At 64.1% G+C, this 12,106-nt stretch carries 8 protein-coding genes, 1 tRNA gene, 2 rRNA genes and 1 pseudogene (1 of these 12 only partly in view); 5 read left to right on the top strand and 7 right to left on the bottom strand.

From position 1 onward, the window contains the following. The 3 genes from AC1GI4_RS02905 to AC1GI4_RS02895 all read left to right on the top strand — a co-directional run. Positions 1-2,240, top strand: a 23S ribosomal RNA gene (locus tag AC1GI4_RS02905) (it extends 551 nt beyond the left edge of the window). A 135-nt stretch (positions 2,241-2,375) separates the two neighbouring features. Then, positions 2,376-2,490, top strand: a 5S ribosomal RNA gene (rrf, locus tag AC1GI4_RS02900). A 47-nt stretch (positions 2,491-2,537) separates the two neighbouring features. After that, positions 2,538-2,614 (top strand) — tRNA-Met (locus AC1GI4_RS02895). Between the two features lie 381 nt (positions 2,615-2,995). Here AC1GI4_RS02895 and AC1GI4_RS02890 read toward each other — a convergent pair. Beyond that, positions 2,996-3,250, bottom strand: a complete 255-nt coding sequence (locus AC1GI4_RS02890) for a TSUP family transporter (RefSeq protein ID WP_479628476.1) — start codon at positions 3,248-3,250, stop codon at positions 2,996-2,998. 70 nt (positions 3,251-3,320) lie between these two features. On the opposite strand from AC1GI4_RS02890, the gene AC1GI4_RS02885 reads away from it, so the two are divergent. Next, positions 3,321-4,486 (top strand): IS3 family transposase gene (locus AC1GI4_RS02885; protein ID WP_479628475.1). Its coding sequence is split into 2 segments (ribosomal slippage): positions 3,321-3,582 and positions 3,582-4,486, totalling 1,167 coding nucleotides; the frame shifts between segments, so codons are not numbered across the junction. 17 nt (positions 4,487-4,503) lie between these two features. On the opposite strand, the pseudogene AC1GI4_RS02880 reads toward AC1GI4_RS02885, so the two are convergent. The 3 genes and pseudogenes from AC1GI4_RS02880 to AC1GI4_RS02870 form a co-directional block, all read right to left on the bottom strand. Then, positions 4,504-5,028 (bottom strand): annotated as a pseudogene (locus AC1GI4_RS02880) (sulfite exporter TauE/SafE family protein); the annotation flags it as partial. A 7-nt stretch (positions 5,029-5,035) separates the two neighbouring features. Beyond that, positions 5,036-5,554 (bottom strand): rhodanese family protein, encoded by a 519-nt coding sequence (locus AC1GI4_RS02875; RefSeq protein WP_479628474.1) that lies wholly within the window; start codon positions 5,552-5,554, stop codon positions 5,036-5,038. Between the two features lie 4 nt (positions 5,555-5,558). Beyond that, complete coding sequence (locus tag AC1GI4_RS02870) at positions 5,559-5,873, bottom strand: ArsR/SmtB family transcription factor (RefSeq protein WP_479628473.1); 315 nt, start codon at positions 5,871-5,873, stop codon at positions 5,559-5,561. 70 nt (positions 5,874-5,943) lie between these two features. Between AC1GI4_RS02870 and AC1GI4_RS02865 the strand changes: the two genes are divergently transcribed. Beyond that, positions 5,944-6,831 carry an MBL fold metallo-hydrolase gene (locus AC1GI4_RS02865; RefSeq protein ID WP_479628472.1) on the top strand — a complete coding sequence of 296 codons (888 nt, stop codon included), beginning with the start codon at positions 5,944-5,946 and terminating at the stop codon, positions 6,829-6,831. 42 nt (positions 6,832-6,873) lie between these two features. Here AC1GI4_RS02865 and AC1GI4_RS02860 read toward each other — a convergent pair whose 3' ends face one another. Genes AC1GI4_RS02860 through AC1GI4_RS02850 form a run of 3 tightly spaced genes read right to left on the bottom strand, consistent with a single transcriptional unit; the run spans position 6,874 to position 12,004 of the window. After that, positions 6,874-7,584: a VIT1/CCC1 transporter family protein gene (locus tag AC1GI4_RS02860; RefSeq protein WP_479628471.1), complete on the bottom strand. Its 711-nt coding sequence runs from the start codon at positions 7,582-7,584 to the stop codon at positions 6,874-6,876. Beyond that, positions 7,581-10,751 carry an efflux RND transporter permease subunit gene (locus tag AC1GI4_RS02855; protein ID WP_479628470.1) on the bottom strand — a complete coding sequence of 1,057 codons (3,171 nt, stop codon included), beginning with the start codon at positions 10,749-10,751 and terminating at the stop codon, positions 7,581-7,583. The genes AC1GI4_RS02860 and AC1GI4_RS02855 overlap by 4 nt, the downstream gene beginning before the upstream one ends. After that, complete coding sequence (locus AC1GI4_RS02850) at positions 10,748-12,004, bottom strand: TolC family protein (RefSeq protein ID WP_479628469.1); 1,257 nt, start codon at positions 12,002-12,004, stop codon at positions 10,748-10,750. Before AC1GI4_RS02850 ends, AC1GI4_RS02855 begins: the two co-directional genes overlap by 4 nt. Between the last annotated feature and the right edge of the window lie 102 nt (positions 12,005-12,106).

Here is a 12,106-nt window from a genome sequence, read left to right as displayed (position 1 = left end):
CCTACAAGCAGTAGGAGCCTCTTTATGGGGTGACTGCGTACCTCTTGCATAATGGGTCTGTGACTTAATGTTTCAAGCAAGCTTAAGCCGATAGGTGTAGGCGCAGCGAAAGCGAGTCTGAATAGGGCGACTTAGTTTGAAGTATTAGACCCGAAACCCGGCGATCTATGCATGACCAGGATGAAGGTGCGGTAACACGCACTGGAGGTCCGAACCGATTAACGTTGAAAAGTTACCGGATGAGTTGTGCTTAGGGGTGAAAGGCCAATCAAGCCGGGAAATAGCTGGTTCTCCGCGAAAACTATTGAGGTAGTGCCTCGAGCGGACACCATAGGGGGTAGAGCACTGGATGGTTGCGGGGGTCGCGAGATCTACCAATACTAACCAAACTCCGAATACCTATGAGTGATACTCGGGAGACAGACGGCGGGTGCTAAGGTCCGTCGTCAAAAGGGAAACAGCCCTGACCTACAGCTAAGGTCCCCAAGTCGTGTCTAAGTGGGAAAGCATGTGGAAATCCCAAAACAACCAGGAGGTTGGCTTAGAAGCAGCCATCCTTTAAAGAAAGCGTAACAGCTCACTGGTCTAAACAAGGGTTTCTGCGGCGAAGATGTAACGGGGCTCAAGACACGCACCGAAGCTTAGGGTGTACACTTTGTGTACGCGGTAGCGGAGCGTTCCGTAAGCCTGCGAAGCGATCTGGTAATGGGTCGTGGAGGTATCGGAAGTGCGAATGCAGACATGAGTAGCGATAAAGAGGGTGAGATGCCCTCTCGCCGAAAGACCAAGGGTTCCTGCGCAAGGCTAATCCGCGCAGGGTGAGCCGGCCCCTAAGACGAGCCCGAAGGGGGTAGTCGATGGGAACCACGTTAATATTCGTGGGCCTGGTGGTGTGTGACGGATGGTGTGTGTTGTACGTCCTTATCGGATTGGACGTGCTTCGAAACTGTCCCGGGAAATAGCCCCACCGTATAGACCGTACCCGAAACCGACACAGGTGGTCAGGTAGAGTATACCAAGGCGCTTGAGAGAAGTGTCCTGAAGGAACTCGGCAAATTGCCTCCGTACCTTCGGAAGAAGGAGGCCCCACATGAGCGCAAGCTTTTGTGGGGGGCACAGGCCAGGGGGTAGCGACTGTTTAGCAAAAACACAGGGCTCTGCTAAGTCGGCTTCAAGACGACGTATAGGGCCTGACGCCTGCCCGGTGCCTGAAGGTTAAGTGGAGGAGTGCAAGCTCTGAAATGAAGCCCAGGTAAACGGCGGCCGTAACTATAACGGTCCTAAGGTAGCGAAATTCCTTGTCGGGTAAGTTCCGACCTGCACGAATGGCGTAACGACTTCCCCACTGTCTCCAGGACATGCTCAGCGAAATTGAATTCTCCGTGAAGATGCGGAGTACCCGCGGTTAGACGGAAAGACCCCGTGCACCTTTACTGCAGCTTCAGAGTGGCATTGGACAAGAACTGTGTAGCATAGGTGGGAGGCTTTGAAGCATTGGCGCCAGCCGATGTGGAGCCATAGGTGAAATACCACCCTGTTGTTGTTTAATGTCTAACCTCGTACCGTGAAACCGGTACAGGGACCCTCTGTGGCGGGTAGTTTGACTGGGGCGGTCGCCTCCTAAAGAGTAACGGAGGCGCGCGAAGGTTGGCTCAGGACGGTTGGAAACCGTCTGTTAGAGTGCAATGGCATAAGCCAGCCTGACTGCGAGACTGACAAGTCGAGCAGAGACGAAAGTCGGTCATAGTGATCCGGTGGTCCCTCGTGGAAGGGCCATCGCTCAACGGATAAAAGGTACGCCGGGGATAACAGGCTGATAACCCCCAAGAGCTCATATCGACGGGGTTGTTTGGCACCTCGATGTCGGCTCATCACATCCTGGGGCTGGAGCAGGTCCCAAGGGTTTGGCTGTTCGCCAATTAAAGTGGTACGTGAGCTGGGTTCAGAACGTCGCGAGACAGTTTGGTCCCTATCTGCCGTGGGCGTCGAAATTTGAGAGGAGTTGACCCTAGTACGAGAGGACCGGGTTGAACGTACCTCTGGTGTACCTGTCGTCGTGCCAACGGCGCAGCAGGGTAGCTATGTACGGACGGGATAACCGCTGAAAGCATCTAAGCGGGAAGCCTCCCTCAAGATAAGATTTCTCAGGACGGTCGAAGACCACGACCTCGATAGATCGGATGTGGAAGTGCGGTAACGCATGGAGCTAACCGATACTAATTGTCCTATTCGCGCTTGAGAGCTCCACACCCCCACCATCAGCCCTGGGCTGATGACACAACGGGTGCGGTCATCAACACAGCCAGTGCACGCATCGATTTTATACCCAAACACCCCATCCCAACAGATGGGGCCTGTATTCGCGGACTCTATTGCCTGGTGGCCATAGCGTCGGTGTCCCACCCGATCCCATCCCGAACTCGGCCGTGAAACCCGACTGCGCCAATGGTACTACTGCTCAAGCAGTGGAAGAGTAGGGCGTCGCCAGGCATTACAGCCCGCGAATACACAAAACCCATTCACAATTTCCCCCTTCTCGCGGGGTGGAGCAGCCCGGTAGCTCGTCAGGCTCATAACCTGAAGGCCGCAGGTTCAAATCCTGCCCCCGCAACCATTCCTACTTCCAACCCCGTAGCCACCTCGCTGCGGGGTTTTCTGCGTCTTTTTCTACATAGCTTCGTAAGGGCGGCGCTGCTGAAGGGCCGCAAGCATTGACGATCGTGGATGGGGATAGCGACTCTGCAATCCGATGACGGATCGCTCACAGGCGTCACCACGCTCGAAATACAGTGACAACGAAAAGGCGGACATCGCACATGCCATGTCCGCCCTTTTTCCGATAAGCGACCCGGTGTGGCCGCAGGCGATCGGCTTTACGCCTTCAGACCTTTGGCCATGTTGAGATGCGCCGTCACGGTCGGGATGAGGTCGGTGGCAAAGCTCTTGAGCTGCGGCACGTCACCTGTCTCAAAATAGGCGGTTGCCAGTGCTTAGCCTAAAGCGACGCCGCTGCGATGTAGGCACCGATCGCGATCACCACGACGGCAAATCCGCGTTCGACCAGTCCCTTACGGGTGCTAAGAACCGTACCCAGAGCGATGCCGCCGATCGTCCCAACAATACCGCCTGCGACCAACAGCGCGGTAGTGCTCCAATCAACGAGACCTGAAAGGGCATAGGAAGTCGCAGTCGTCAGCCCCAGCGCGCTGACGACGACCAGCGACGTGCCGATTGCGAACGACAGCGGCATGGCGTTGAAGTGACCCCCGTTTCTTCATCCATCTGGAACTAGAGACCGGCCCATTGAAGGGACGGACGGAATGAAGCGGAAGCAGTTTTCGGAAGAGCAGATCATCGGCATCCTGAAGGAGGCCGAGGCGGGGGCGGTGGTGACGGAGCTGTGCCGCAAGCACGGGATGTCGAGCGCGACCTACTATGCGTGGAAGGCGAAGTTCGGCGGCCTGGAGGTGTCTGACGCAAAGCGTCTGCGGTCGCTCGAAGAGGAGAACGCCCGGCTCAAACGGCTATTGGCGGACACGATGCTCGACAACGCGGGGTTGAAAGACCTGCTGTCAAAAAAGTGGTGACGCCCGCCGCGAAGCGGCAAGCGGTCGCGCATCTCCAGGCGACGTTGGGGATGAGCGAGCGGCGGGCGTGCATGGTCGTTGGGGCAGACCGCACGAGCATGCGGTATCGCTCGTGCCGGGCAGATGATGGCGACCTGCGGTCGCGTTTGCGTGAGCTGGCGCAGCAGCGCCGGCGGTTCGGCTATCGGCGTCTGCACATTCTGCTTTGCCGGGACGGCATCACGATCAACCGCAAGAAGACCCAGCGGCTCTACCGCGAGGAGGGCCTGACGGTGCGTCGTCGTAAAGGACGAAGGCGTGCTACAGGCAGCCGGGCACCCGCGCCGGTGCTAACGCTCCCCAATCAGCGCTGGAGCCTGGACTTCGTGCACGACCAGCTCGTTACCGGTCGACGGTTCCGCGTGCTCAACATCGTCGACGACGTCACGCGCGAATGCCTCCGGGCGGTAGTGGACACGTCAATCTCGGGCCGGCGGGTCGTGCGCGAACTGGCCGATCTGATCGCCGAGCGCGGCAGGCCGAAGATGATCGTCAGCGACAATGGGACTGAACTGACGTCGAACGCGGTGCTCGTCTGGTCCGGCGATACCGGCATCGAGTGGCATTACATCGCGCCGGGCAAGCCGACGCAGAATGGCTTTGTCGAGAGTTTCAACGGTCGCATGCGCGACGAGCTGCTCAACGAGACGCTGTTCTTCACCATCGGTCAGGCCCGCTCGATCCTGGCGCGCTGGGTCGACGACTACAACACCGAGCGGCCGCACTCGTCGCTCGGCTACGATACCCCGGCTGCGTTCGCTGCCGGGCTCGAACAGCAACGGGCGGGGTTAACCCCGCCCGTTGCTTCACTTGCGCTCATGCGCGAAAACCACGGTCAGTCTCTGGTTGCCGCTGGATGAAAGGCGGGGGTCACGTCAGCGGTTGCAAGAGTCAACCCGGGGACGATCAGGAACCCGCCTCCGATCCCGAAAAAGCCGGCGGCCAGCCCGACGCCCAGCCCGATCGGCACCAGACGCGGCAGTAGCGTCGCCGCGCTGTTGCGCGTCAGGCGCACGTCCGGCGCTTCGGCCGAGCGGCGTTTGCGCAGCATCGACAGCCCGACACCGATCATCAGCAGCCCGAACGAGACGAGGAGCCGCTTGCCGTCGAACGCCTTGCCGAGTTCGGCACCCAGCGCCGCGCCGATCATGCCCGACACCGCGAAGACGCTGGCGCACCGCCACTTCACGCGACCGGCGTGGGCATGGCCGACGAGGCTGGCGAGCGCATTGACCGTCACGGCGAGGGCGGCCGTCCCGATCGCTGCGTGGGGCGAGCCGACGCCCACCACATAGACCAGTAGCGGTACGGCAAGGATCGACCCGCCCCCGCCGACAAGGCCGAGGATCAGGCCGATCACGCTCCCGGATAGGAGGGTGGCAAGGATGGCGGCGATGTCCATGATCGCTTCACGCAGCCGCGCGCCGGTTCCAGGGCATGACGCGCAGCAGGTTCGCCATGCCGCACCATCCCGTGACACCTGCGAAAATCAGCCCGGCACCCACGAACGCCGACAGGCCGAAGAAGCCGGGGGCGACGAACAGGCCGAGCAGAACGCCCGTCAACACCAGCGAACCGGCCGTGATCTGCACCTGCCGCATGATTTCCAGCGGTTGCGATCGATCGGCGACGGTCGGATGCCCCGCCTGCCGCCACGCATCGATACCGCCCCCGAGGACGTAGGCGGGCCCGCTGCCTGCTGCCGCACCAAGCTGCGCGACATTGGCGGCGGTTCGCATTCCCGACTTGCAGTGGAAGACGACCGGGCTTCCGTCACGCGGCAGTTCGCCGATCCGGTCGAGCGGCACGTTGATCGCGTCGGGGATGTGCTCGCGCGCATGTTCGTCGGCCCCGCGAATGTCGATCAGGCGCGCCCCGGCATCGACTGCGGCGCGGGTTTCGGCGGGGGAAAGGGTCACGAGCGTCATCGCATCAATCCTTGCAATAGAGCTGGTAGAGGGTGGCGAGCAGCGTTTCGACGCGCGCGTCCGCGATGCTGTACCAAAGCGTCTGGCTCTCCCGCCGGTAGGTGACGAGGCCTTCGTCGCGCATCTTGGCCAGGTGCTGCGAGCAGGCCGACTGCGACAGGCCGACATCGCGGGCCAGGTCGCCGACGGTCACCTCGCCATGCTCGACCAGCTCGCACAGCAGCATCAGTCGTCGCGCATTGCCGATCGCCTTCAGCGTATCGGCGACCTGTCCGGCTTTCGCCTCGAATGTCGCCAGGTCCATCGGTGGTTTGAGCATTATCGCACTCCGTTAGCTATTGCTTATGTAGTGGTCTCTAATATATTAGCAATAGCTAACAGAGGAAATTATGATCCAGCCCTTCATCGAAGCGTTCTTCGACGAGCCGACGAACACGATCAGCTACCTTGTCGGCGATCCCGCGACACGGATCGCAGCGGTAATCGACCCGGTGCTCGACTTCGACATGGCGAGCGGCATCGCGGACACCCGTTCGGCCGAACGCATCGTGGCGTTCGCTTGCGAGCACGACTGGCGGATCGGGATGGTGCTGGAGACGCATGCCCATGCCGATCACCTGTCGGCCGCTCCCTTCATCAAAGCGCACACTGATGCATGGATCGGCATCGGCGCGCACATCCGCGAGGTGCAGAAGATTTTCCGCCCGGTGTTCGCAATGGACGACCTGAAGACCGATGGCTCGGACTTCGACCGTTTGTTCGAGGATGGCGAGCGCTTCGCGATCGGTACGCTGGATGTGGAGGTGCTACACGTCCCCGGTCACACCCCGGCCGATGTCGCTTACCGGATCGGCGATGCGGCTTTTGTCGGCGATACCCTGTTCATGCCCGACTATGGCACTGCCCGCGCCGACTTCCCCGGTGGGAACGCGCGCACGCTCTATCGCTCGATCCGCCGCTTGCTGGCGTTGCCGGACGCGACGCGACTGTTCCTCTGCCACGACTATAAGGCACCGGGTCGCGACGATTATCGCTGGGAGACGACCGTGGGCGAGCAGCGACGGTCGAGCGTCCACGTCCATGATGGCGTGAGCGAAGATGACTTCGTCGCCATGCGTGAGAAGCGCGATGCCGGGCTATCCGTACCCAGGCTCCTGCTGCCCTCGATCCAGGTCAACATTCGCGCTGGCCATTTTGATGAAGCCGAGGCGAACGGCGTCACCTATCTTCGCATTCCGGTAAAATGGGCGAAGCACAGCGCTCAGGCCGACCAGTGATAGGCTGCTGAGGGCCAGGGATGGAATGGCCGCATTCGCGCCCTATATCGCTGTTCCAAAGGCATGGCCGATCAGCCCTGTCACGCCCATCGCGATCGCACCCCAGAAGGTGACGCGTGCGATGGCCGGAAGCAGGCGGGCCCCACCGGCTTTTGCGCCCAGTGCTCCGAGCACCGCGAGCAGCAGGAGCGCGGCGATGGAAACAGCCATGCTCACCATGGATCGTGGCGCGACGGCGGCGATCAAGACTGGGATGACGGCCCCGGCCGTGAACGATGCCGCCGATGACAGAGCCGCCTGGATCGGTCGCGCGGCCAGGTCGTCGCTGAGCCCCAACTCGTCGCGGGCGTGCGCGCCTAGGGCGTCATGCGCCATCATCTCTTCGGCCACCTGCTGCGCCAGGGCGGGCGTGACGCCCCTCGACACATAGATCGCCGCCAGCTCGGCCGTTTCCTGCTCGGGCGCGCGGACCAGTTCCCGCTGTTCGCGCGCCAGATCGGCCTGTTCGGTGTCGGCCTGCGAGCTGACCGAGACATATTCGCCCGCCGCCATCGACAGCGCGCCGCCGACCAGCGCGGCCGTCCCGGCGATCAGGATATTGGATGCGGTCGCGCCTGGGGCGGCGGCGACGCCGACGATCAGGCTGGAGACCGAGATGATCCCGTCATTCGCGCCAAGCACGGCAGCACGCAGCCAGCCGGTGCGATGGACCAGATGCTGTTCGCCGGAGGCGTGGGTGGTAACCTGGCTCATGCGATATCCTCTTCACGATGGGATGCGGGTCGGCGACGTTCGATCCAGGCATAGAGGCTGGGCAGCAGCACCAGCGTCAAGATCGTCGAGGTGATGATACCGCCGATGACCACGGTGGCGAGCGGCCGCTGCACCTCCGCGCCCGAACCCGTTGCGATCGCCATGGGGATGAACCCGACCGAGGCGACCAGCGCGGTCGACAGGACGGGGCGCAAGCGGTCATGCGCACCGCGCCGCACGGCCTCTTCGGTGGGCAGGGGATCGCCCTCGCGCCCGTCGCGCAGGGCGTTGATATGGTCGATCAGCACCAGCCCGTTGAGCATCGCGATGCCGGACAACGCGATGAAGCCGATCGCCGCCGTGATCGAAAAGGGCATGCCGCGTAGCCACAGCGCCAGCACGCCGCCCGTCACCGCGAACGGAATGCCGGTATAGACGATCGCCGCCTCGCGTACGCTGCCCAGTGCCGCATAGACCAAAGCGAAGATCAGGATCAGCGCGGCGGGCACCACGATCGACAGGCGCTTCTGGGCGGCCTCCAGCTGGTGATACTGCCCACCGAACTCGATGCGATAGCCGGGGGGCAGCTTGACCTGCCCGTCGATCGCGGCCTGGGCGCGCTGGACATAGCCCGCCAGATCGCTGGTCGACAGATTGACCATCAGCGCGGCGCGGCGGTTGGTGTCGTCGTGCAGGATCGGCTCGACGATGCGGGTTTCCTTCAGCCGGGCGACGCGGGACAGCGGCACCATGCCATAGTCCCCGACCCGCAGCGGCAGCGCCAGGATCGCCGCAGGGTCGGCGCGCAGCGAGTCCGGCATGCGGATCACGATGGCATGGCGTGCGGGTCCGTGCGGGATGAACCCGACCTCGGCCCCCGCCAGCGCGTCGCGGATTGCGTCGTTGACCGCCTGCGCGCCCAGGTTCAGGCGGATCAGCGCGGCACGGTCCAGCTCGACCACGATGCTCTTGGGGCGTCCGGCCGTCTCGAACTCGACGCCCTCGGTGCCGGGCAGCTTCTCCAGGATCGCCTTGGCTTGGGCCGCGGCGCTTTCCAGCACGTCGTAATCGTCGCCGTAAATCTTGACCGAGACGTCGGCGCGCACGCCCTCCAGCATCTCGTTGAAGCGCATTTCGATCGGCTGGGCGAATTCGAAATTCTGGCCCCGATAGACCTGGCGCGCGACCTTCTCAATCCCGGCGATCAGCTCCTGCTTGGTGGTCGGCATCCCGTCGCCGGTCGGCCAGTCCTTCAATGGCTTATAGAAGATATAGAGGTCGTTCTCGTTGGGCGGCATCGGGTCGGTCGCGACCTCGCTGGTGCCGATGCGCGAGAAGGTGTGGCTGACCTGCGGGAATGTGCGGCGGATCGCGCGCTCGGTCGCCTGCTCGATGGCGAGGCTCTGTTCCAGCGACATGCCGACCGGGCGATAGACCATCGCGGTGATCGCGCCCTCGTCCAGCTGCGGCGTGAATTGCGAACCCAGCGACTTGAAGGCGAGGAACGCCGCCGCCAGCAGCAGTAGCGCCCCGAGGACGAGGATCGCCGGGTGACGCAGCGAGCGTTCCAGCACCGGGGTATAGACCCGCTCGGCCACCGCGACGAAGCCCTTGGGCGCATCCTCGCCATGCGGCCGGGCGGGCGCGCGCAACGCCCAGGCGGACAGCATCGGCACGATGGTGAAGGTCCAGAGCAGCCCCGCGACGATCGCCAGCATCACCGCCTGCGCCATCGGCTGAAACAGCTTGCCCTCTACCCCGCCCAGGCTGAGCACGGGCACATAGACGAGCGCGATGATCGCGATGCCGAAGAAGGTCGGTCGTGCGACCATGCGGGCGGCATGGGCCACCGTGTCGCGGCGTTCGTCGGCGGTGAGGTCCTCGCCCTTCTCGGCCCTTCGCAGGGCGAGCAGGCGCAGGCTGTTCTCGACCACCACGATCGAGCCGTCGACGATCAGGCCGAAGTCGAGCGCACCCAGACTCATCAGATTGCCCGACAGGCCGATGGCGTGCATCCCGCTGACCGTCACCAGAAAGGCGAGCGGGATGACCAGCGCGACGATCAGCGCGGCGCGCCAGTTGCCCATCACGAACAGCAGGACGATCGCGACCAGCAGCGCGCCTTCGCCCAGATTGCGCTCGACGGTATGGATGGTCTGATCGACCAGATCGGCGCGGCTATATTGCCGGTCGATCACCATGCCCTTGGGCAGCGCGGCGGCAATGCCGGGCAGGGACTCCTGCACGCGCAAGGCGGTCTCGCGGCTGTTCTGCCCGACCAGCATCATGACCGTGCCCAGCACCGTCTCGCGGCCGTTCTGGGTTGCGGCTCCCTGACGCGGGGCGGCGCCGGTGACGACGCGCGCGAGGTCGCGCACCTGCAGCGGCAGGACGCCGCCCGCGAACTTGACCGGGATGGCGGCGATCTGCTCGGCGGTCATCACGCGGGCATCGGTGCGCACGGTGAAGCGTTCGGGCCCGCGCCGGATGATGCCGCCGCCCGCATTCTCAACGTTCTTGGCGACCGCCGCGGCCAGCTCGCCCGCGGTGACGCCGTGCATCGTCAGCCGGACGGGATCGGGCTCGACGACATATTGCTCCTCCAGCCCGCCGTTCGAGTTGACGTCGGCGACCCCCGCCACGGCACGGAGCATCGGCCGCACGGTATATTCCTGCGCCTCGTACAGGGCCATCAGCTGGCCCTGCGCGTCCAGTCCCGGCGGCGGCTTTCGCCATTCGAGCGTGTAGTAGAAGATTTCGCCCAACCCGGTGGTGATCGGGGCGAGCTGCGGCGTGCTGCCCGGCGGCAGCTGGTCGCGGACCGCCGCCAGCCGTTCGGTGACGAGCTGGCGCGCCTTCAGCTGGTCGGTGCCGTCCTTGTAGAGCAAGGTCACCTGGCTCAGCCCGGTCTTGGTCAGCGAGCGCGTCTGGTCCAGCCCCGGCTGGCCGCCCATCGCGCGCTCGATGGGCAGGGTCACCAGTCGCTCGATCTCTTCGGGCGCCAGGGCCGGGACCGTGGTGTTGATCTGCACCTGAACCCCGGTGATGTCGGGGATGGCGTCGATCTGGAGATTGGCGAAGGACCACAGCCCGATCGCGGCGATCAGCGCCGCGACCAGCGCGACGCCCAGCCGGTGGCGGGTAACGAGATCGAGCCAGCGCTTCATCGGGCCAGCGCCGCCCCGCCATTGAGCGCGCGCAGCTGGAGCAGCGCCTCCAGCGCCTCGCGCCGCGTGTCGAGCACGGCGTTGACCGCCTCGACATAGGATTGCTGGATCTGGGTATAGGTGGTCAGCGGGATCGCGCCGAGGCGATAATTGCGGTCGGCATCGGCGGCGGCCTGCGCGAAACGCTGCGGCGAGTTGGCGTCCCATTTGGCCAGCGCCTCGCGCTTGGCCTCATATTGCGCCGCCTGATCGAACACGTCGCGTGCGATCCGCCGTTCGGCGTTGATGAGGGTCGCATTGGCCTGCGCCTGCTTGCCCTCTTCGATCGCGACATCGCCCGCCTGGCGGTTCCACAGCGGGATGGTGGTGGACATGCGAACACCGTAATTGGTCTCGCGAATGTCGGAGCGGGCGCGGTCGTAATAGGGGCCGACGCTGACGGTCGGGATGCGGCTTTTACGCGCCAGATCGACGCGAAGTCCCTGCTGGGCGAATTGCGCGCGAAGGGCCTTCAGCTCGAAATTATTCTCGCTAGCCCGGTCGGCTAGCACTTGCCCTGAGGGCAGGGCGGGTAGCGACATGTCGGGCCGCATGATGCGGATGCGCGCGGCAAAGGGGGCGCCGCGCAGCTGATTGAGTTCGTAGAGGATCGAGTTCGCCTCGGCATCTGCCGCCGCCGCCGTCCGCTCGGCGCTGATCGCGCTGGCCTGGAGCGAGGCGGCCTCCAGCTGCGGCGAGGGGCCCGCCGGATCGCGTGCGACGATCACGCGGGCCAGCGTGCGCATCCGCCCCGCCACCTCGCGCGCGGCAGCGGCCTTCTCGTCCGCTGCGAACAGGCCGTAGCCCAGCGAGCGGGCGCGGGCGGCCAGCGTCGCGTCGAACTGCTGCAACCCGATCCGCGCCAGCCCGACCTGCCCGTCGGCGATCGCGCGGCGCAATGCGATGCGCCCGCCGAACTCGATCGGCTGGACGACCGACACGGCATAGGTCATGCCCTCGCCGGTGACCGCGCCGCTGGTCGGGTCCTGTGCGCGGCGCTGGCCGAACTCGACCACCGCTTCCGGGTCGGCCCAGCGGCCCGCCGCCTCGCGCTCGACGCCCGCCGTCTCGATCTGGCGCTGGTAGAATTGGCGCTCGGGATTGCCTGCGACGACGTTCTGAACCAGCGCGTCGAGCGTCATCGCCTGCTGCTGCGCCGCTGCGGGCGCGGCGATCACCGTCGCCGCTAGTCCTGCCAAAGCCGTGATCCGCATGTCATCCCCTGCGCGGTATTCGATAGCGTCGCGCTAGACGAGTTCGTCGCGTCGCGTCGACTAAATAGCGATTTAGGGAATGCTGGTGGAGATATTTGGGCT

Source organism: Sphingomonas sp. 77B, from assembly GCF_056497825.1.
This window is presented reverse-complemented; position numbering and strand designations above follow the sequence as displayed.